Below are 21417 nucleotides of genomic sequence, written 5' to 3'. Positions count from 1 at the left end.
TGGCCCTAGACACTTCGATGTCGGTTCTCGTGGTCGATGACTACAAGACGATGATCCGTATCATCCGCAACCTGCTGAAGCAGCTGGGCTTCGAGGATGTGGACGAAGCTGCCGACGGCACCGAGGCGCTCGGCAAGATGAAGGAACGCCGCTACGGCCTGGTGATTTCGGACTGGAACATGGAGCCGATGACCGGCTACGAACTGCTCAAGCAGGTCCGCTCCGACGCCTCGCTCTCCAAGACGCCATTCATCATGGTCACGGCCGAATCCAAGACCGAGAACGTGATCGCCGCCAAGAAGGCCGGCGTGAACAACTACATCGTCAAGCCGTTCAACGCGCAGACCCTCAAGGGCAAGATCGAGGCGGTGTTCGGCGTCTGAAACCCTCCGGTCGCCCGCCACAGGCTCTCACCTTCGACGATCGCACCGACGCGGGCTCCCGGCAGGGAGGCCGCGTTTTTGCGTGGCCGCCCTGCTCCGACCAGTTCCGCCGGGCCGAAACGACGGGGCCCCATCCCTGAGCCTGCCGATCAACATAACAGATATGTAACCATCGGCCGGCAGACTGTCGAAACAAGAATCCGGACCGCGCGGAATTTGAGGAAGGGAAACGCCGATGGAAGCTGTCGACAGCAAGGCAATGGCCAAGGTCATCGAGTATCTTCAGAACAACAAGAAGAAAGAAGATATCACGATCAACGACGTCATGACCCTCGCGGAGGTGATGGCCGATTCCCTCAAGGGCTTCTTCTCCACCCTCGACATGACCATCTACGACGATCTCGCCGCCATGTCGGAAGAGATCACGACCATGAAATCGGACCTCGCTGCCCTGCGCCTTTCGGACATGCGTCAGGAGCGCCTGCCGACGGCGGGCCGCGAGCTCGATGCGGTGGTGGAGGCGACCGAGGAGGCGACCAACACGATCATGAGCGCCGCCGAAGTGATCATGGCGGCGGACACGAGCGATCCGGACGCCTACCAGACCCTCGTCAACGACAAGGTCATCGAGATCTTCGAGGCCTGTTCGTTCCAGGACATTTCCGGGCAGCGGATCAAGAAGGTGGTGGAAACGCTCGACCACATCGACCGCCGCGTCTCGGCGCTGGTGGAAAAGCTCAAGCTCGCCAAGATCGAGATCTCCGGCACCGAGGACGAGACCGACGAGGAACGCCGCCGCCGCGAGCTGATCCTGCACGGACCCCAGTTCAAGGGCGAAGGCGTGAACCAGTCGGAGATCGACAGCCTGTTTCCGTGAGACCCTTCGGCACGGCCGACGGCGGGCATGCCCGCCGCGCGCGCCGGCCCGTGTTCGGCCGCCCCGCCGTGAAGCCCTCTGCTGCGCCTTTGCCCGTCACCACCTCAGGCGCGGGATGGCCGCCACCGCGGTGAGCCCCTCGATGCCGAGGCGCTTGGCGACCTTCGCCGCGTCCGGCGTCTCGACCGGGCCGAAATCCGCCGCGTGGATGCCGGCGGTGACGAGCAGCACGTCCATCCCCTGCCCCCAGCCGCCGCGCACGTCGGTGGCGAGCGCGTCGCCGATCGCCAGCAGGCTGCGGAACGGCAGATCCCTGCCGGCCAGCGCCGAGAGCCGCACGCGCACCACGTCATAGACCGGCTTGTGCGGCTTGCCGACCATCACCACCCGCCCGCCGAGTTCGGCGTAGAGCTGCGCGATCGCGCCGGCGCAGTAGATCAGCCGGTCGCCGCGCTCCACGACGATGTCGGGGTTGGCGCAGATCATGGTGGCCTTGCGGGCAACCAGCCCGGTCAGGAGCAGGCGGTAGTCTTCCGGCGTCTCGACATCATCGTTGAAGAGGCCGGTGCAGATGACGAGGTCGGCGGCGTCCGCCGCAACGAACTCGAGGTCGAGGTCGTCGACGAGCGGCAGGTCGCGCTCGGGGCCGATGTAGTGGATCGCGTTGTCGCGGGCGGCGACGATCGTGGTGCGGGCGACATCGCCCGAGGTGACGATCTCGTCCCAGGCATCCCGTCCGATGCCGAAGCCGTCGAGGATGTCCGCCACCAGCGGCGCCGGACGCGGCGCGTTGGTCAGGAGCACGACCGGCTTGCCGGTGGTCCGGCGGAAGGTCGCCAGCGCTTCGGCCGCAGCCGGATAGCCGATGACGCCGTTGTGCAGCACGCCCCAGACATCGCAGACGATGCCCTCATAACGGTCGGCCAGCGGGGCGAGCCCGTCGATGATGTCGATCGTGTCCATGAGAGGCTCCGCTGGGGCTTGATCCGGCCGCCGCGATGCGGACGGCCCGTGCGGCGACGGTCCGGGTGGCAACCGGCCGCGGATCCGACCTACCGCTTAGCGAGGCCGGGCAGCGGCGTCAAGAAACGGCCGACGCGCTGCGCAGCTCGCGGGCCTTGCTGCACCTTGCCAGGAAGGCCGGGACCTCGGCGAGCGGCATCGGCCGGCTGAAATAGTAGCCCTGCATCGCCGTGCAGCCGAGCTGCTTGAGAATGCGGAGCTGGTCCTCGGTCTCGATGCCCTCGATCACGCAGTCGATCTCGAGGTTCTGGCAGAGGTCGACGACGCTCTTCACGAGGCTGCGGCCGGAGTTGCGGGTTTCGATGTCCTGGATGAAGCTGCGGTCGACCTTGATCTTGTCGAGCGGCAGGCGATGGACGTGGCTGAGGCTCGAATAGCCGGTGCCGAAGTCGTCGAGGGCGATCCGCAGCCCGAGGGCGCGCAGCGCGCGCAGAGACTCGCAGGCCTTGTCGAAGTCCGCGATCACCGAGGTTTCCGTCACCTCGATGTCGATCCGGTGCGGGGCGATGCCGCTCGCCTCGATCAGGGCGATGATCCGCAGGATCTCGTCCGGCGAGACGAGCTCGCGCGCCGACAGATTGAAGGAGATGCGGATGTCGTCCGGCCAGCCGCGGGCGGCCGCCAGCGCCCGCGACAGCAGGACGCGGGTGATGCGGCCGATCGCGTCGGAGCGTTCGGCCAGCGGAATGAACACCGCCGGCGAAATCGGTCCGAGCGCTGGGCTTGTCCAGCGGGCCAGCGCCTCGAAGCCGATCGTGCGGCCGCGCACGACGTCGACCATGGGCTGGAAATGCAGGTCGAGCTCGCGCTCCAGGTCGGCATCGCGCAGGCTCTGCTCGATGATGCCCTTGCGGCGGATCTCGTTCTCGTGGGCATCGGAGAACAGCACCGCGTGGCCGCGCCGCGAGCCCTTGGCGTGGTAGAGCGCATAGTCGGCCCGCTCGTAGAGGGTCATTGCGCCGGTGCCGGTCTCGGGTCCGGTCGCAAAGCCGACGGAGCCCGAGATCCGGGCAACCACGCTGCCGGTGCTGAAGGGGGCCTCCAGCACCGTGCAGATCCGGTCGCCGAAGGCGAGGATCGCGTCCTCGCTCGCGGCGCCGTCGAGGATGAGGCCGAACTCGTCGCCGCCGAGACGGGCGATGAAGCAGGTGCCGGTGGCCCCGCCCTCGGCCGAGATGTCGATCAGGCGCCGGCCCGCCTCGGTCAGGATCTGGTCGCCGACAAGATGGCCGAAACGGTCGTTGACCGGCTTGAAGCCGTCGAGATCGATCACGCCGACCGCGAAGGGGCGCCGCAGCGCCGCCGGCCGGGCAAGGACCCGGTCGAGCTCGGCGAAGAACTGGCGGCGGTTGGGCAGGCTGGTGAGGCTGTCGATGTTGGCGAGCCGGGCATTCTCGTCGCTGAGGCGCTCGGTCTCGATCCGGCTCTCGATCATCCGCGCGAAATCGCGCGAGCCGACGACGAGGATGTAGACCATCGCCACGGTGACGAGGGCGAGATTCACGGCGATGAAGAACAGCGCCCGGTCGCCGGTCGAGACCAGGAAGACGAGAAACGGCAGCTGGATCACCGTCGTGATCAGGAGGGCGGCCGGCCTGAGGTGCATCAGGCAGAAGACGCAGCTGATCACCGTGATGCCGACGAAGAACACCACGTGGTCCTGCGCCCGCTCGTCGCCATAGGGAAATAGCGCCAGCGCCCAGCCGAGGAACAGGAGGCCGATGACGCCGCCGATCACGACGGTCGACTTGAGGCGACGGCGGATCGCCGGATCCGAAAGCTGCCCGTTGCGCATCCGCAGCCAGTCGACGAAGCGCACGAGGCAGACGATGCCGAGCAGGACCGGGAGCAGCGTGCTGAGCAGCAGCGGCGCGGTGCCGACAAAGGTGCCGGCCAGCGCGGCGGCATTGACCACGAGAATGAAGTAGAGAAGCGGAACCTGCTTGGTGAACGCAGCCATCTGTGCCCGCATCAGATGCGGGTTGCGCGTGTCGACCGTGAAGAGCCTCAGGAGACGGGTCATCGATGGCGGGATCCGGACCGAGTGCTGGCCACCGGTCGGCGCGGACCGGTGGGCAAGTCGCCGGAGTATGCCCGCGCGCCGTTAATTTAGCTTGAACCGGCGGATTTCTGCGCTTTCCCGTGCCGACGCGAACCGGATGCGGGGGCCGCTTGCCTCGACACCCCCCGGCCCGCCTGCTAGAGCCGATCCGCCGAACCGCCCGCCGCGTAAGACACGGTGGTGACCTTGCCCTACTCCCGTCACCTTCGTCCGGCAGGCCGGCGGTGTCACCGGCCTTCGAACCCTTCCGGAAGGATGACGATGCGACGCCTCTCCGCCCTCGCCGCCGCCCTCGCGATCTGCGCCTCCACGACGGCGGCCCTTGCCGCGTCGCCTGCGCCCGAGCTTGCCCAGGCGAACCCCGCGCCGGCTGCCCCCGCGCCGGCTGCCCCCGCGTCCCCCGTCGTAGCCCCCGAGGCCGCGAACCCGGCTGCGCCAGACGAGATCCAGCGCTTTGCCCCTGGGGCTACGAGCTTCACGCTCGGCAACGGGCTGGAAGTGGTGGTCATTCCCGACCACCGCGCGCCCGTCGTCACCCACATGGTCTGGTACAAGGTGGGTGCCTCCGACGAACCGGTCGGCAAGACCGGCATCGCGCATTTCCTCGAGCATCTGATGTTCAAGGGCACGCTGCTGCATCCGGCCGGCGAGTTCTCGCGGGTGATCGCCGAGAATGGCGGCGAGGAAAACGCCTTCACCTCCAGCGACTACACCGCCTATTACCAGCGGGTGGCCCGCGAGCATCTCGGCCTGATGATGACGTTCGAGGCCGACCGGATGTCGGGCCTCGTCCTCACCGACTCCAACGTGCTGCCCGAGCGGCAGGTGATCCTCGAGGAGCGCAACATGCGGCTCGACGGCGAGCCGTCGGCGATCCTGTCGGCCTCGGTCGACGCGGTGCTCAATCTCGGCCATCCCTACGGCGTGCCCGTGATCGGCTGGCGCGAGGACATGGAGACGCTGAGCCGCCAGGACGCCATCGCCTTCTACGACCGTTTCTACACGCCCAACAACGCGGTGCTGGTCGTGGCCGGCGACGTGGAGCCCGACGAGGTGCGGCGGCTGGCCGAGGACACCTACGGCAAGGTGCCGCGCCGCGCCGAGCCGGAACGGCCGCTGCGCCCTGCCCCCGGCAAGTTGCGCACCCCGCGCAGCGTCGAGCTCACCGACGCCGCGTGCGTCAGGAGAGCCTGATGATCAAGTGGGTGATGCCGTCCTACGAGACCGCCGCACCCGGCGAGGCCGAGGCACTCGACGTCCTCTCCGAGGCGCTGGGTGGCGGCAGCAGCAGCCTGCTCTACCGCGAACTCGTCGCCGGCCGGAAGCTCGCGGTCGCCGCCGGCGCCTACTACAACGGCTCGGCCCGCGATCATGGCTCCTTCGTCGTCTATGCCGCCCCGCGCGAGGGCGTTTCGCTCGAGACGCTGAAGGCGGCCGTCGACGAGGTGCTGGCGTCGGCCACCGAAGGCGCGATCGACGCGGCCGAGGTCGAGCGCGCGCGACGCCGCCTCGAGGCGTCCACCATCTATGCCCAGGACAGCCAGGCGACGCTGGCCCGCATCTTCGGCACCGCCCTCGTCCTCGACGGCACCATCGAGGAGGTCCAGACGTGGCCGGAACGGATCGCGCGGGTCAACGCCGCCGCCGTGACCGCCGCCGCCCGCGGCCTCGAGATCGACACATCCGTGACGGGCTATCTGCGCATGCCCGCCGACATCCGCGGCTGACGGGAAGGAACCCTGCCGATGCTGTTTACCTCCCTTCGCGTCCGCTCCTCCCTGCTGCCGGCGCTTGCCGCCGCGCTGATGGTTCTCGTCGTCTCCGTCACCGGCGCGCGGGCGACGACCGTGCAGCGGGTCGTCAGCCCCGGCGGCGTCGAGGCCTGGCTGGTCGAGGACCACGCGGTGCCGCTGGTCGCCATGCAGTTCGCCTTCCGCGGCGGCGCCTCGGCCGACCCGGCGGACAAGCCCGGCCTTGCCAACCTGCTCTCGACCCTCCTCGACGAGGGGGCCGGCGATCTCGACGCGCAGGCCTTCCGCGCCAAGCTGGAGGAAAATGCCGTGCGGCTCGGCTTCAGCGCCGGCCGCGATTCCTTCTCCGGCAATCTCGGCATGCTGGAAAACCGCAAGGCCGAAGCCTTCGACCTGCTGGCCCTGGCGCTGGCCAGGCCCCGCTTCGAGGACGAGGCGATCGAGCGGATGCGGGCGGCGGTGCTCGCCGGCCTGCGCAGCGACGTCACCGATCCCGGCACGATCGCGACCCGCGCCTTCAACGAGATGGTGTTCGGCGACCACCCCTATGCGCGACCCGTGGACGGCACGATCGAGGCCGTCGCCGCAATTTCCCGAGAGGATCTCGATGGCCTGCGCCAGCGGCTGTTTGCCCGCTCCAACCTTGTGGTCGGCGTCGTCGGCGCGGTCAGTGCGGAGGAACTGAAGCCGCTGCTGGATGTCGCCTTCGGCGGGCTGCCGGCCGAGGCGTCGATCCCGGCGACACCGGAGGCAACACCTGTGTTCGGCGGCACGCAGGCGGCGGAGGTGCCCGGCCCGCAGACCGAGATCCGCATCGGCACGACCGGCCTCCTGCGCCGCGACCCCGACTTCATGGCCGCCTATGTCATGGACCACATCCTCGGCGGCGGCAGCTTCTCCTCGCGGCTCTACACCGAGATCCGCGAGAAGCGGGGGCTCGCCTATTCGGTGTGGAGCACGCTGGTGCCCTACGACCAGGCCGGCCTCTATCTCGCCGGCACCTCGACCCGCGCCGATCAGGCGGAGGCGACGCTGGCGCTGCTGACCGCGGAACTGCGCAAGATGGCCGAGGAGGGCCCGACGGCCGAGGAACTGGCGAGCGCGAAGAAATTCCTCACCGGCTCCTATGCCCTGCGCTTCGACGGTTCCGGCAAGATCGCAGCCCAGCTCGTCGGCCTGCAGCTGGAAAACCTGCCGATCGACTATTTCACCAACCGCAACGCCCTCGTCGAGGCGGTGACGCTGGAGGACGTGAAGCGGGTGGCCAAGCGGCTGCTGGACGGTCCCTACACCGTCGTGACGGTCGGCCCCGCGGCAGGCTGAAGGCCGCCGCGAGGTCCGTTGTCCCGGACCCCGATGGTGTCATGGCCCGCGCAGGCGGACCATCCACGCCTCTGATCGGGCAAGGCCTTTCCTGGATCCTCCGCCTTCGCGGAGGATGACGCCGGTGGCGGGAAGGGCCAGGGACCGACGCCTATGCCTCTACCTTGCCGCGCGCAGCGGGCCGCGCGGCGCCGGGGGCTGCGCCTCGGCGGCCGGCGGCGTCTGCAGCACCTCGGGCCGCACCAGGCGCGGCGCCGAGAACAGGTTTCCCTGGGCAAGACGGATGTCGTAGTCGAGCAGGTCGAGCACCTGCGATTCCGTGTCCACCTGGTCGACGACCAGTTCCAGGCCCTTGCGGGCGAGATGACCGGACAGATCGACGGCGTGGATGTCGCCGCGATAGTCCTGCGCCACCGCGCGGCCGAGCAGCACCTCGACCGGAACCTTGGCAAAGCGGAAGCCGCGGGCGCCGAGCGTCTGGAAGTCCTGTCGGAAATCGGTGATGTCGCCAATGGCGAAGCGGTAGCCGAGCTCGGCGATGGCGTCGAGGCTCTCCTGCTCGATCGGCCCCATCAGCGCGAGATCCGCGGCCGGAAAGCCGAAGGTGACGAGTTCGGCCAGCGCCCGGTTCTGGGTGACGAAGCCCTGGAACTCGCGGAAGAAGGCATTGTCGGCGAGACTTGCCAGCGACAGGCCGATCAGGATGCCGACCTCGCGGTTGCGGGTGTTGAGACGCTTCAGGATCTGGAAGGCGCGCACCACCATGAAGGTGTCGACGCGCGGCGCCAGACGCGCACCGGTCGCCAGCCGCCGCAGCGCCGGACCGGTGACGGTCTCGCCGCCGCGGGTGCGCATCATCGCCATCGCCTCGTAGATCCGCACCTTGCGCTGCGGCAGGGTGACGATCGGCTGGAGATGCACCTCGAGACGTTCGCTGCGGATCGCCTCGACGATCTCCTGCTCCAGCGCGGGCGAGATCTGCGCCGGGGCGGGCCGCGGTGCCTCGCGCGGCACGGGCTCGAAGGGTTCGGGCGGGGCGATCGGCTCGATCGCGGCCCGGGCCGGCGACAGGCGCGGCTCCTCCGCCATCGGCATCGGCGGCGGGAAGGTCTGCTGCGGGAACGGCTGGGGCGGGAAACCGGTCTGGACCGGCTCGGGCGACGTCATCACCGGGGCGGGGGCAGGCATCGGCGCGGGCATCTGCAGGGGAGCGAGCGGCCGCTTCTCCAGCAGCTCCAGCCGCTGCTCGGCATCGGCGAGCGCGTCGGTGACCTGCTTGAGGAGGCCGCCGAGCACCTCCACCTCCTCGGCAAGCGGCTCGGTATCGCGCCACGGCCGGCTGGCCAGATCCCGTTCCAGCCGTGCCAGCCGGTCGGACACCAGCGCCACCTCGGAATTCACGTCGGAGGCGACGGCGGCGATGTCGGCGATCCGCCCTTCGAGCCAGGCGCGTTCGCCGCGGCGCTGGGCAAGACTCTGCACCAGCATCATGACGCCGAGGCCAAGCATGCCGAGAATGGCGGCTTGCCCCATCGGAAAGTCGAACAGGACGTTGAGGACCACGACGGTCGACACCGCGATCACCGCCATCGATCCGATGACCAGGACGGACGCTAGTCGTTTCATGGCCGGGTCCGCACTCCTCGTCTCCGCGTCGCCCGCCGCCGGCGCAGGCACGCGCGGCGGCACGTCGAGAGGCCCCCTCCGAATGCCGTGGGTGGCCCCCGAATCAGCGCCGATCATGCTGGATTTCCGCAGGTTTCGCACCCGTCCGCGCCGGAGCAGCGTCCCGACGGCGCCGTTTCCCACAATGATCGGACGTCGCGTGGGGCCGGCAGGCCTTGACCTTCCCCCTGCTGGAAGGACCATCTCCCGGAGATCGGACACAAGCGGAGACCCGTCCATGATCGAATTCACCGTTACCGGCATGACCTGCGGCGGCTGCGTGCGCAGCGTCGAGCGCGCCATCGACCGGGTCGAACCCGGCATTGCCCCCAACGTGGATCTTGCCACCGGCCGGGTCCGCATTCCCTCGGACAAGCCGGCGGACGGCTTCCGCAAGGCGATCGAGGCGGCCGGCTACGAGGTCGCCGGCTGAAAGAATGTCCCCGGGCGGGCGCCGCGCGCCGCCCGCCCGGAGGGCAGACAGCGGGGCGCAGGAAGGGGCGGGCTGCCGGCCTCCGAGGGCCACGATCATGGGAAAGATCCTGTTAACCTGTTCGATTTGGCAGGTAATTTGGCTTCGGTTACCATTTGTTTACCGTCTTCTCGCCATGATCGGCTCCGACGCGCGATAGAATTTCGCGCCCGCCACGCAAGGAATGCAAGAGTATGGGTGGTTCCCCAAGGCCCTCGTCGGCGCTTCGTGTTCTCGTCGTCGATCGCGATCCCGAAGCCCGCTTCATCCTGAAGCGCGCGCTCGAGCAACGGATCGCCCGTCCGCTGATGATCCTGGAGACGGCGGCCACCGAGGCGGCCCGCCTGCTGCTTGCCGAGCAGGCCTTCGACGTTCTGACCCTCGATCTCGACACCGTCGGCGGCCTGTCCGGTTTCCGCGAGGTCCATGCCGCCGCCCGGGCCACCCTGGTCTACGCCAGCGGCGAGGCGCACCGCGTCAGCGATGCGGTCGCGGCCGTGCGCGAGGGTGCTGCCGACTATCTCGAGAAGCCTCTGGACGGACCCGCCTTCGCCCGCCGCATCGAGCGCCATTTCGTGGTGGCCGAGGCGATCGTGCCGGGCGACATCGGTGGCCTCGTCGGCCGCTCCGCCCGCATGCGCAACCTGTTCGACCAGATCGCCCGCATTGCGCCGGCCGCCGCCCCGGTGTTCATCTCCGGCGAGAGCGGCACCGGCAAGAAGCTCTGTGCCCGCGCCGTGCACGCCCGCTCGCGCCGGGCCGACGGGCCGTTCATCGTCGTCGATTGCGGCAGTCTCGGCCGCGATGACCTGATGCTCGCCATTGCCGGCGGCGACGGCAATGGCGCACTGCGCCGCGCCCATGGCGGCTCGCTGCTGCTGGACGAGGTCGGCGACCTCGATCCCGCGATCCAGACGCTGCTGGTGCGCTTCATCGAGACCGGCGACGTGATCGGCCCGAGCTTCGACGTGGAGCCGGTGCAGGCCGACGTGCGCCTGATGGCGACCACCGGGCGCGTGCCGGACGACCTGGTGCGGCGCGGCGCGATGCGCCCCGACCTGTTCTACCGTCTCAACGTGCTCAGCCTCCACCTGCCGCCGCTGCGCGAGCGGCCGGAGGACATCGTGCCGATCGCCGAGACGGTGCTGAAACGCTGCGCCGACCGCTTCGGCACCCGCCTGTCGCGCTTTGCGCCGGCGGCGGAAAAGCTGATTGCCGGACATCCCTGGCCGGGCAACGTGCGCGAGCTGGAAAATCTCGTGCAGCGCATCGCCACGCTGAACGACGGCGAGGTCGTCACCGCCGAGATGCTGGCCGATGCCGGCTTCGGCATGCGCCGGGCGCCGGCGTCGATGCAGTCGGCCGTGGAGCGCGCCCGCCTTCCCGATGGCGGCAACGCGCCCGCCGACAATGCGGCCGCCCGCATCCGGCCGCTGTGGATGGCCGAGGCGCAGATCATCGAGGAAGCGATCGAGGCCTTCGACGGGAACATCGCCCGCGCCGCGGCGGCGCTGGAAATCAGTCCCTCGACGATCTACCGCAAGCGCCGCGGCGGCGCCGCGCCGACACGCGACGACTTGCCGTCGATCCGCTTCGGCTGATAGAGGAGAACGACGTTCCGGCCGCAGGCGTTGTGCGGACCTCAAGGGCGGCTGCAACGCCGAAGGCCCGTCTCAAGGTGCGTCTCGAGGTCCGTCTCCGGGGCAGACCCGCGCCGCGACCTGGAGACCGGGGTTCGACATCCGAGCGGATCCGGACCACACCCGTTTGTGACGGCCGCAGGCTGCGGCCGTCTTCCGAGGACCAAGCCCGATGTCCGTGCCGCGTTGCCTTCGTCGTGTCGCCGCCGCCGTCCTTCTCGGCGCGGCACTGTGCGGGCCGGCCGCGGCCGGCGAGCTTGCCGACCGCTCCAAGGCCGCCGAGGCGCTGCTTGCCGACGGCAAGCCGGTGCAGGCGCTCGCCGAAATGGAGGCGGCATTCAACGCCGCCTGGGACCTTGCGCCGCTCGGCTTTTCCGAAGCCCTGTTCGTCGCCGCCCGGCCCTCCGGCTTCGGCATCTACGACGCCCGCCTCACCAACATCTTCAAGGAAGGCGAGGACATGCTCGTCTACGCCGAGCCCTACGGCTTCGGCTACGGGCGCGACGGCGAGCTGTTCCTCATCGATTTCGAGGCCGACTTCGAACTGAAGACGCCGACCGGGCAGATCCTGCACGAGCAGAAGGCCTTCGCCGACCTGAAGATGAAGAGCCGCCGCCGCAACAAGGAGTTTCAGGTGTTCATCACCTACAACTTCAGCGGCCTGAAACCCGGCGACTATGTGCTGACGACCCGCCTGCACGATCTCCACTCCGACAAGACCGGCGCCTTCGAACTGCCGTTCACGCTGATGGCCGCGCCGCGCCCCGGCGACCCGGCGACGCCTGCTCCCGCGCCGGTCACGCCCGCGCCTGCGGCCCCGTCGACGGATGCCCCGGTGATCGACGCCCCAGCCACCGAGGCCCCCGGCCCGGACGCTGCCCCGCGGCTTCCCGAAGGCGAGCCGCGCCGCGGCCCTGACCGCCAGGCCGGCGTCGCCGGAGAGAGGCACCGGAGATGGGGCAGATCCGCGCGCGACCGATCGGGATGGCGACGCTGTCGCCGACCTCATCGCGCGGGTGTTTGCCGAATATGACGGCTGCCCCTTCGTACGCGCCGAGTTTCCCGAACTGGATGCGGTCGCCACGTATTTTGCGGCCAAGGGCGGCGGGCTGCGGGTGATGCCGGCCGCGACGATCCGGAAGGCAGCATCGTCGCCTGCATCGGGTATTCGCGACCCGAACCCGGCGTTGCCGAACTCCACAAGGTCTATCTCGACAGACGCTTGCGCGGACGCGGCCTCGGGGCGCGGCTCTACGCCGCGACGCTGGAGGAGATCCGCCGCCACGACGTCACGACGATCCGGCTGTGGACCGACACCCGCTTTGCCTCCGGGCACCGCTTCTACGAACGGCTCGGTTTCCGGCGAATGCCGGTGCTGCGCTGCCTTGCCGATGCCACCGACGCCTGGGAATTCGGCTACCGCCTCGATCTTGCCCCCGTCTCCTCGTCCGGCCCGGCGATGGCGCCCTCGTGAAGACGCTTGCGTCGCCCCTGCCGGTCTTCTCGGCGATCATCGCCCTCCTGCTGCTGTCGATCATGGATGCGCTGGTGAAGGCGCTCGGCCTCCATTTCCCGGTGGTGGAGATCGTGTTCCTGCGCTACGCCGGCGGCGCCGTGGTGTCGGGCGCCGTGTTCCTGCTGATGCGCGAAAAATGGCCGTCGCGCGCGATGCTGCGCCGGGCCGCGTTCCGCTCGCTGATCATCCTCTGCACCGCCGGGCTGTTCTTCAAGACGCTGACGATGCTGCCGCTGGCCGAGGCGGTGGCGATCACCTTCACCTCGCCGCTGATCATGGCGCTGCTCGGCCAGATCATCCTCAAGGAGCCGGTCGGCCGGCGCGGCGCGGTCGCGCTGGGAATCGGCTTTGCCGGCCTCGTCGTGATGTTCCAGGGCCGCTTCGGCAGCGGCGGCAGCCACGCCGATCCGCTCGGCTACGTCTACGGCCTCGGCGCGTCGGTGAGCTATTCGCTGGCGATGATCCTGACGCGGCGGGATTCGGCCCGCGACAGCGTCGTCGGCCTGGTGACGGTGCAGAATCTCTGCGCCGCCGCGTTCTCCGCCCCCCTTGCCCTGCCGGTGTTCGTCACGCCCGAGGGGCTGAACGTCTGGCTGTTCGCCGCTGTCGGCATCCTCGGCGCCTTCGGCCACCTCGCCTTCGCCTGGGCCTATGCCCACGCCCCAGCCTCGCGCCTTGCCCCGCTCGAATTCACCATGCTGCTGTGGGCACCGCTGTTCGGCCTCGTGATGTTCGGCGAACTGCCGACCATCGCGATGTTCGCCGGATCGCTGCTGATCGTCTGGGCCGTCGTCTCGGTCAGCCGCGGCGGCGCAAAGCCGGCGTTGCGGACCGACGAGAGCGCTTGAGCGTGGGCGGCACGGCTTGTCCGATGCCGCCGGACGCACCGCCCTCGCCTGCTCCGGCTTGACATCACGCGGCGGTGATCCTATGTCCTTCACGCTCGTTAGCACTCGCCATTGCTGAGTGCTAACAGCCCCGACATTCGGAGCTGGGCGCAATTTCGCCGCCCGCTCATCCGACAGGAGCACCGCCCAATGAATTTCCGTCCGTTGCACGATCGCGTCGTCGTTCGTCGCCTCGAGTCCGAGGCGAAGACCGCCGGCGGCATCATCATCCCCGACACCGCCAAGGAAAAGCCGCAGCAGGGCGAAGTCGTCGCCGTCGGCCCGGGTGCCCGCGACGAGAGCGGCAAGGTCGTGACGCTCGACGTCAAGGCCGGCGACAAGGTGCTGTTCGGCAAGTGGTCCGGCACCGAGATCAAGATCGACGGTCAGGATCTCCTGATCATGAAGGAAAGCGACATCATGGGCATCGTGGCCTGATCGGCCCGACGACCTGATCGACGCTTTTCCGTTTCACTCCAATTCCAGGGAATTTCCGAACATGGCAGCCAAAGAAGTCAAATTCGCCGCTGACGCACGCGAGAAGATGCTGCGCGGCGTCGACATTCTCGCCAACGCCGTCAAGGTGACGCTCGGCCCGAAGGGTCGCAACGTCATCATCGACAAGTCGTTCGGCGCGCCGCGCATCACCAAGGACGGCGTTTCCGTCGCCAAGGAGATCGAGCTCGAGGACAAGTTCGAGAACATGGGCGCCCAGATGGTGCGCGAAGTGGCCTCGAAGACCAACGACCTCGCCGGTGACGGCACCACCACCGCCACGGTGCTGGCCCAGTCGATCGTCAAGGAAGGCGGCAAGGCCGTCGCCGCCGGCATGAACCCGATGGACGTCAAGCGCGGCATCGACCTCGCCGTCGCCGAAGCCATCGCCGACCTCAAGTCGCGCTCCAAGAAGATCTCGACCTCGGCCGAAGTCGCCCAGGTCGGCACGATTTCCGCCAACGGCGAGAAGTCGATCGGCGAGATGATCGCCGAGGCGATGCAGAAGGTCGGCAACGAGGGTGTCATCACCGTCGAGGAAGCCAAGACCGCCGAGACCGAACTCGACGTCGTCGAAGGCATGCAGTTCGACCGTGGCTACCTGTCGCCCTACTTCGTGACCAACGCGGAGAAGATGGTGGCCGATCTCGAGGATCCCTTCATCCTCATCCACGAGAAGAAGCTCTCCAACCTCCAGGCGATGCTGCCGGTGCTCGAGGCTGTCGTCCAGTCGTCGCGCCCGCTGGTGATCGTGGCCGAGGACGTCGAGGGCGAGGCTCTGGCCACGCTCGTCGTCAACAAGCTCCGTGGCGGCCTCAAGGTCGCGGCCGTCAAGGCGCCGGGCTTCGGTGACCGCCGCAAGGCCATGCTCGAGGACATCGCGATCCTCACCGGCGGCCAGGTGATCTCGGAAGACCTCGGCATCAAGCTCGAGAACGTCACGCTCGACATGCTCGGCCGTGCCAAGAAGGTGTCGATCTCCAAGGAGACCACCACGATCGTCGACGGCGTCGGCGAGAAGACCGAGATCGAGGGCCGCATCGCCCAGATCAAGGCGCAGATCGAGGAGACCACCTCGGACTACGATCGTGAGAAGCTTCAGGAGCGTCTCGCCAAGCTCGCGGGCGGCGTTGCCGTCATCCGCGTCGGCGGCGCGACCGAGGTCGAGGTCAAGGAGCGCAAGGACCGCGTCGACGACGCCCTCAACGCCACCCGCGCTGCGGTTGAAGAAGGCATCGTCCCCGGCGGCGGCTCTGCGCTGCTCCGCGCCAAGGTCGCCGTCCAGAAGCTGAAGTCCGACAACCCGGACATCATGGCGGGCATCAAGATCGTGCTCCGCGCCCTCGAGGCTCCGATCCGTCAGATCGCCGAGAATTCCGGCGTCGAGGGTTCGATCGTCGTCGGCAAGGTCAGCGAGATGGGCGAGACCATGGGCTTCGACGCCCAGAACGAGACCTATGTCGACATGATCGAGGCCGGCATCATCGACCCGACCAAGGTCGTGCGCACGGCTCTCCAGGACGCGGCCTCGATCGCCGGCCTGCTGGTCACCACCGAAGCCATGGTTGCCGAACTGCCGAAGGACAAGTCCTCGGCTCCGGCGATGCCGGGCGCGGCATGGGCGGCATGGACTTCTGATCCCGACGGGATCGAAGGCCGCGCAGCCGCCCATCACTTGAAGGGCCTGAGCCGGAAACATCCGGCTCAGGTGGCGGCATGGACTTCTGATCCCGACGGGATCGAAGGCCGCGCAGCCGCCCATCACTTGAAGGGCCTGAGCCGGCAACATCCGGCTCAGGTGGCGGCAGATGTGCCGACGATTTCCGGAATCACGGACAAGGGCGCTCCTCGGGGCGCCCTTTTTCGTGGCGAGGTGGGGGACGGCATGCGGGAACCGCAGGACCAGAAATCTCCGCGGCGACCGCATCGTCGCAAGGTCATGTCCCGCAAGTGCCGTATCCGGAGACGTATTTTTCTGGCCAGTGCCGCCAACACGCCTTAGATTCGGTCCGATCGTACCGTCCTGTCCGGGCGGCCGGAGCCTGAAACCGGTTTTTCGCCGGTGACCCGGCCCATTCCCGCCGCCCCTGCGTGGCGCTCAGCCGAGTGGAGTGCATGAGCTTTTTCGACCGTGCCCTGATCGTCCACACCCATCTTGAGAAAACCGCCGGAACATCGCTGGTCGAAGGACTGAGACGCGTCTTTGGCGAAGATGCCCTCTACGACACCCGCGGCCGGGCGACCCTGAAGCCGGAGGCGATGACCTCCAGCCAGCGCAGGGCGATCAAGGTGCTTTCCGGTCATTTCCACTTCGGCTCGCACGAGCACATGTTCCAGCGATATCCGGTCTACGTCGCCTGCGCCCGCGACCCCTACGACCGCTTCTGCTCGTTCTATCACTACACGCTGGCCAATGCCTCGCATCCGGGCAACGAGTACTATCGCGGCCTGTCGATCGGCGAGGCGGTGGAGAAGGCCGTGGCCGACAACAAGGTGGCGGCCACGAACTACTTGTGCACCTATTTCAGCACGCGGATGCTCGCGTCGGCGGCCAGCGCCAAGCGGATCATCGACAAGCACTATGTCTGCGTCGCGCCCCACAATCGCGTCAACGATCTGATTGCCTGCTTTGCCGAGACGTTCAATCCCGCCCTGAAGCTCAAGGAAGAGATCCGCGCCAACGTCGGCAAGGTTGCGACCTATTCCCAGGAGGGCCGGGAGCTTTTCGAGAAGCACAATCAGGAAGACATCGAGCTCTATCATTTCATCCAGGAGAATGCGGAGCGCTGGATCACCACTTTCGGCGGTCGCCTGTCGCGCATTTCCAGGAGCCCAGCCTGGAAGTCGCGACGCAGCCGGGAACGGCGCCGGGCGGTCATGCCGGCCTGAGGCGCGATTCGCTGGACAAAGGCCGGATTTTCTTCCGACTGTTCATCCTGAATGAACGAAATGTCGTCATCCCGCCGGCTTTGCGGCGGGGCCGGTTCGGCGCATATCTCGCGTCACCGGACGCTGCTCCGGAAGAAATCCCGGACCTTCGGAGACGTCACATGTCCAGACTTCAATCGCCGGCGCTGCTTGCCGCCCGCCTCCTCATGTCGCTCATCTTCATCACCGCCGGCTGGAGCAAGATCTCCGGCTACGCGGGCACGCAGCAATATATGGAGGCGATGGGCGTGCCCGGCGCGCTTCTGCCGCTGGTCATCCTCACCGAACTCGGAGGCGGCCTGCTGATCCTCGTCGGCTTCCAGACCCGCCTTGCCGCCCTGCTGCTCGCCGGCTTCTCGCTGGCCTCGGGCCTGCTCTTCCACTATGTCGCCGCGCAGGCGGCGACCGATGCGGCCGTCGCCTCGGCGCAGATGATCAATTTCTGGAAGAACGTGACCATTGCCGGCGGCTTCCTTGCCCTGTTCGCGGCGGGCGCCGGCGCCTGGTCGGTGGACGGACGGCGCGGCAGGGCGTGAACGGCCCTGGCTGCGGACCTGCAACGGCGCGGGTCCGGGGCCCCGCAAACTTGCCCTTCGCGCCCCGTTCGGCTAGTTACCTCGGCAACGACGCGCCCGGCTTCCGGGCGCGGTTTTTTGCGCGTCCGGCCGACCGTTCCGGACCCGAGGGCAGGATTTCATGACGACGACGCCGTCGAACCCCAAGGCCGCGCGGGTGCCGCGTGGCTTCGTCGACCGCACCGCGGACGAGATCCGCGCCGCGGAAGCGATGATGCGCACGATCCGCGAGACCTACGAGCTCTACGGCTTCGAGCCGGTGGAGACGCCGCTGGTCGAATACACCGACGCGCTCGGCAAGTTCCTGCCCGACCAGGACCGCCCGAACGAGGGCGTGTTCTCCTTCCAGGACGACGACGAGCAGTGGCTGTCGCTGCGCTACGACCTGACCGCGCCGCTGGCCCGCTACGTCGCCGAGAATTTCGAGCGTCTCGCCAAGCCCTACCGCAGCTACCGCGCCGGCTGGGTGTTCCGCAACGAGAAGCCCGGTCCCGGCCGCTTCCGTCAGTTCATGCAGTTCGACGCCGACACCGTCGGCGCCCCCTCGGTCGCCGCCGACGCGGAGATGTGCATGATGATGGCCGACACGCTGGAGGCGCTCGGCATCGCGCGCGGCCAGTATGTGATCCGCGTCAACAACCGCAAGGTTCTCGACGGGGTGATGGAGGCGATCGGCCTTGCCGGCGAGGAGAATGCGGACAAGCGTCTCACCGTGCTGCGCGCCATCGACAAGCTCGACAAGATCGGCCCCGACGGCGTGCGGGACCTCCTCGGCGCGGGCCGCTGGGAGAATCCGGACGACAAGAGCGGCGACTACACCAAGGGTGCCGGGCTGGATGCCGCTGCGGCCGACACGGTGCTCGCCTTCGTCGCCGCCGGTGCCGAGAGCGCAGCCGCGACGATCGCCAACCTCGCCGCGCTGGTCGCGTCCGGCGGGCGCGGCAGCGAGGGCGCCGGGGAACTGGCGACGATCGGCGAGTTGATCGATGCCGCGGGATACGGCGACCGGGTCCGCATCGACCCCTCCGTCGTGCGCGGCCTCGAATATTATACCGGCCCGGTCTACGAGGCCGAACTGCTGTTCGACGTGACGAATGACGAGGGCCAGACCGTGCGCTTCGGCTCGGTCGGCGGCGGCGGGCGCTATGACGGGCTCGTCGGCCGGTTCATGAAGGAGAATGTCCCGGCGACCGGCTTCTCGATCGGCGTCTCGCGCCTTGCCGCCGCGCTGAAAAGCCTTGGCAAGATCGGCGGCGAGGCCTCGCGCGGCCCGGTGGTCGTGCTGGTCATGGACCGCTCGGCGATCGCCTCCTACCAGGCGATGGTCGCGGAGCTGCGCGCCGCCGGCATCCGCGCCGAGATGTATCTCGGCTCGTCCGGCATGAAGCCGCAGATGAAATACGCCGACCGCCGCAACGCGCCGCTCGCCATCATCGAGGGCTCCAACGAGCGCGAGGCCGGCGAGGTGCAGATCAAGGATCTCGACCTCGGCAAGGAACTCTCCAAGGGGATTGCCGACAACGAGACCTGGCGGGCGAGCCGCCCGGCGCAGGTGACCGTCAAGCGCGCCGATCTCGTCGCGGAAGTCCAACGCATGCTGGCGGCCGCCGTGCCGCCGGCCTCGGAGTGAGCCGATGAGCCGCGAGGCCCTCGACGCCGCCATCGCCCGGGCTGGGGCCGCGCTGGCCAGCGCGGGCTTTTCGCCCGTGGAAGTCCCGGTGCTGCTGCCGATGGAGGATTTCGTCCGGATTTCCGGCGAGGAATTCCGCCGCCGCATCCTCGTCGTCGCCGACGGACGCGGCATGGAGCGCTGCCTGCGGCCCGAGTTCACCGTGCCGGTCTGCCGCAAGGTGCTCGGCGAGACGGCGACGCAGGTGGGCGGCCGCTACTCCTATTCCGGCAAGATCTTCCGCAACGGCCGTCCCGGCGAGGACGACGAGGTGTGGCAGATGGGCGGCGAGGTGATCGGCGACCATGATGTCGCGACGACCGACGCCGAGGTGCTGGCGCTCGCCCTCGACATCGCCCGTGCCTCCGGCATCGACGCGCCGTCGGTGCTGGCCGGGGACGTCGGCCTGTTCTTCCGCCTGCTCGGCGCGCTCGCCGTGCCCCCGGCGTGGAAGCGCCGGCTGATGACCCAGTTCGGCGACCCGCAGAAGGTCAACGAGACCGTGGCGCGCATGGCCGGCCCGCGCGCCGGCTTCCTCCAGTTCGCCCCCCATGCCGAGGTGATCGGCGCGCTGGCCGCCTTCCCGCCGGAAAAGGTCGGCGAGCTTTTCGCCGACATCCTGTCGATTGCCGGCGTCCAGACCGTCGGCGGCCGTTCCACTTCGGAGATCGCCGAGCGCGTGCTGGAGCAGGCGAGCCTTGCCGCCGAGGACGTGATGCCGAGCGAGCATGCGGCGATCATCGCCGACTTCCTCGCCATCGAGGCGCCGTTGCCGGCCGCCGTCGGGCGGCTCCGCGCCCTTGCCGCCCGTCTTCCCGGCGGGTCAGAAGGCTTTGCCGCGGCGCTCGACCTGTTCGAGGGCCGGATCGACGCGCTCAGCAACGCCGGCGTGCCGGTGGACGAGATCGTGTTCTCGGCCCGCTTCGGCCGCCGTCTCGGCTACTACGACGGCTTCGTCTTCGACATCGCCGACCGCCGCGCCCCCGACCTCGGACAGGTCTGCGGCGGCGGGCGCTACGACGGGCTGATGCCGGTGTTCGGGGCGCCGGCCGGCACCCGCGCCGTCGGCTTTGCCATCTGGACCGAACGTCTCGCCGCCCTCGGCGGCCCCGCGCCGGAGCCCCGCCCATGACCAGCCCCGCCGGCGACGCGCCGCTGATCGTTGCCGTTCCCTCCAAGGGCCGGCTGCAGGAGCAGACGCTCGCCTTCTTCGAACGCTCCGGCCTCGTCATCCGCCAGGCGCGCGGCAGCCGCGACTATTTCGGCACCATCGCCGGGGTTCCCGGGGCCGAGGTGCAGTTCCGCTCGGCCTCGGAGATCGCCCGCGAGGTCGGCGCCGGCAACGTCCATCTCGCCGTCACCGGCCTCGACCTGCTGCACGAGACGCTCGGCGCGGCGCAGGAGGAGCTTGCCCCCGGCGCCCGGCTCGACGACACGGCGCCCGCGCCGGCCCATCTCGTCACCAAGCTCGGCTTCGGCCACGCCAACGTGGTCGTCGCCGTGCCGCAGGCCTGGCTCGACGTCGTCTCCATGGCCGATCTGGCCGACGTTGCCGCCCGTTTCCGGCTGAAGCATCACCGGCCGATGCGGGTTGCGACCAAATACGTGTCGCTGACCCGGCGCTTCCTCACCGGCCACGGCGTGTCGGACTATCTGATCGTCGAAAGCCCCGGCGCCACCGAGGGCGCGCCGGCCGCCGGCACCGCCGAACTGATCGTCGACATCACCTCCACCGGCCGAACGCTGGCCGACAACGGCCTGAAGGTGGTGGACGACGCGACGATGATGCGCTCGGAAGCCTGCCTCGTCGCCGCGACCGGGGCGGCCTGGTCGCAGACCGCGCGTGTTGCTGCACGCACCATGCTGACCCGCATCGCCGCCGATGCAAGGGCGCGCGGCGTGCGCCGCATCGAGGCCTCAGTCGCCGGCGCCGATCGTTTCGCGGCGATCGCCGCCAACCGCTTCGGCGCGACCCTGCCGCTGCCGGTCGAGGGCGACCGGCTGGTGCTGCTCTGCCCGGCCAAGGCGATCCACGACCTCGCGTCGTGGCTGATCGAGGAAGGCGCGCGCACCGTCGCGGTATCGTCGGTCGATTATGTGTTCGAGGCGGAAAACCGGCTCTACGACGCCCTCGCCCGCCGCATCGGGTAG

General features: G+C 68.8%; 19 protein-coding genes and 1 pseudogene. 17 read left to right on the top strand and 3 right to left on the bottom strand.

Annotated features, from left to right (window positions below):
• A partial coding sequence (locus tag A6302_RS04330; protein ID WP_069306019.1) for a response regulator occupies window positions 1–383 on the top strand: 383 nt, incomplete at its 5' end.
• Window positions 384–618: 235 nt separating this feature from the next.
• Entirely contained in the window at window positions 619–1260 is a 642-nt protein-coding gene (locus A6302_RS04325; protein ID WP_069306009.1) for a protein phosphatase CheZ, read from the top strand.
• Window positions 1261–1356: 96 nt separating this feature from the next.
• Here A6302_RS04325 and A6302_RS04320 read toward each other — a convergent pair whose 3' ends face one another.
• Together A6302_RS04320 and A6302_RS04315 are read right to left on the bottom strand one after the other, a co-directional pair.
• Window positions 1357–2223 carry a TIGR01459 family HAD-type hydrolase gene (locus A6302_RS04320; protein ID WP_069306008.1) on the bottom strand — a complete coding sequence of 289 codons (867 nt, stop codon included), beginning with the start codon at window positions 2221–2223 and terminating at the stop codon, window positions 1357–1359.
• Between the two features lie 118 nt (window positions 2224–2341).
• A complete protein-coding gene (locus A6302_RS04315; protein WP_069306007.1) occupies window positions 2342–4306 on the bottom strand; it encodes a putative bifunctional diguanylate cyclase/phosphodiesterase in 1965 nt (654 codons plus the stop codon).
• Between the two features lie 300 nt (window positions 4307–4606).
• Here A6302_RS04315 and A6302_RS25150 point away from each other — a divergent pair, with 300 nt between their 5' ends.
• From A6302_RS25150 to A6302_RS04305, 3 genes are read left to right on the top strand one after another with little or no spacing between them, the layout of a single operon-like run.
• Window positions 4607–5539 carry a M16 family metallopeptidase gene (locus A6302_RS25150; protein WP_280938815.1) on the top strand — a complete coding sequence of 311 codons (933 nt, stop codon included), beginning with the start codon at window positions 4607–4609 and terminating at the stop codon, window positions 5537–5539.
• Window positions 5539–6072 carry a M16 family metallopeptidase gene (locus tag A6302_RS25145; protein ID WP_280938814.1) on the top strand — a complete coding sequence of 178 codons (534 nt, stop codon included), beginning with the start codon at window positions 5539–5541 and terminating at the stop codon, window positions 6070–6072. The genes A6302_RS25150 and A6302_RS25145 overlap by 1 nt, the downstream gene beginning before the upstream one ends.
• Before the next feature lie 18 nt (window positions 6073–6090).
• Complete coding sequence (locus A6302_RS04305; RefSeq protein ID WP_069306006.1) at window positions 6091–7419, top strand: M16 family metallopeptidase; 1329 nt, start codon at window positions 6091–6093, stop codon at window positions 7417–7419.
• Window positions 7420–7578: 159 nt separating this feature from the next.
• Here A6302_RS04305 and A6302_RS04300 read toward each other — a convergent pair whose 3' ends face one another.
• Window positions 7579–9045, bottom strand: coding sequence for an EAL domain-containing protein (locus A6302_RS04300; RefSeq protein ID WP_141703406.1), 1467 nt, complete (start codon window positions 9043–9045; stop codon window positions 7579–7581).
• A gap of 277 nt (window positions 9046–9322) precedes the next feature.
• On the opposite strand from A6302_RS04300, the gene A6302_RS04295 reads away from it, so the two are divergent.
• From A6302_RS04295 to hisG, 12 genes and pseudogenes are all read left to right on the top strand, one after another.
• A complete protein-coding gene (locus A6302_RS04295) occupies window positions 9323–9517 on the top strand; it encodes a heavy-metal-associated domain-containing protein (RefSeq protein WP_069306004.1) in 195 nt (64 codons plus the stop codon).
• 233 nt (window positions 9518–9750) lie between these two features.
• Complete coding sequence (locus A6302_RS04290; protein ID WP_083255509.1) at window positions 9751–11157, top strand: sigma-54-dependent transcriptional regulator; 1407 nt, start codon at window positions 9751–9753, stop codon at window positions 11155–11157.
• Window positions 11158–11368: 211 nt separating this feature from the next.
• The gene (locus A6302_RS21915) at window positions 11369–12229 is read left to right on the top strand and encodes a hypothetical protein (protein WP_141703405.1); all 861 of its coding nucleotides are present in this window, start codon (window positions 11369–11371) and stop codon (window positions 12227–12229) included.
• 3 nt (window positions 12230–12232) lie between these two features.
• Window positions 12233–12670 (top strand): GNAT family N-acetyltransferase, encoded by a 438-nt coding sequence (locus A6302_RS04285; RefSeq protein WP_141703404.1) that lies wholly within the window; start codon window positions 12233–12235, stop codon window positions 12668–12670.
• Entirely contained in the window at window positions 12667–13560 is an 894-nt protein-coding gene (locus A6302_RS04280; protein WP_083255508.1) for a DMT family transporter, read from the top strand. Before A6302_RS04285 ends, A6302_RS04280 begins: the two co-directional genes overlap by 4 nt.
• 189 nt (window positions 13561–13749) lie before the next feature.
• Entirely contained in the window at window positions 13750–14037 is a 288-nt protein-coding gene (gene groES / locus A6302_RS04275) for a co-chaperone GroES (protein ID WP_069306003.1), read from the top strand.
• 61 nt (window positions 14038–14098) lie between these two features.
• Window positions 14099–15732 (top strand): annotated as a pseudogene (gene groL / locus A6302_RS04270) (chaperonin GroEL).
• Window positions 15733–16209: 477 nt separating this feature from the next.
• Window positions 16210–16983 (top strand): sulfotransferase family 2 domain-containing protein, encoded by a 774-nt coding sequence (locus A6302_RS04265; RefSeq protein WP_069306002.1) that lies wholly within the window; start codon window positions 16210–16212, stop codon window positions 16981–16983.
• Between the two features lie 161 nt (window positions 16984–17144).
• A complete protein-coding gene (locus A6302_RS04260; RefSeq protein WP_069306001.1) occupies window positions 17145–17558 on the top strand; it encodes a DoxX family protein in 414 nt (137 codons plus the stop codon).
• A 160-nt stretch (window positions 17559–17718) separates the two neighbouring features.
• Window positions 17719–19227 carry a histidine--tRNA ligase gene (gene hisS / locus A6302_RS04255; protein ID WP_069306000.1) on the top strand — a complete coding sequence of 503 codons (1509 nt, stop codon included), beginning with the start codon at window positions 17719–17721 and terminating at the stop codon, window positions 19225–19227.
• A 4-nt stretch (window positions 19228–19231) separates the two neighbouring features.
• Entirely contained in the window at window positions 19232–20398 is a 1167-nt protein-coding gene (locus tag A6302_RS04250) for an ATP phosphoribosyltransferase regulatory subunit (RefSeq protein ID WP_069305999.1), read from the top strand.
• On the top strand, window positions 20395–21417 hold the full coding sequence (gene hisG / locus A6302_RS04245) for an ATP phosphoribosyltransferase (RefSeq protein WP_069305998.1): 1023 nt from the start codon (window positions 20395–20397) through the stop codon (window positions 21415–21417). The genes A6302_RS04250 and hisG overlap by 4 nt, the downstream gene beginning before the upstream one ends.

It is taken from the genome of Methylobrevis pamukkalensis (assembly GCF_001720135.1).
GTDB lineage: Bacteria > Pseudomonadota > Alphaproteobacteria > Rhizobiales > Pleomorphomonadaceae > Methylobrevis > Methylobrevis pamukkalensis.
This window is presented reverse-complemented; position numbering and strand designations above follow the sequence as displayed.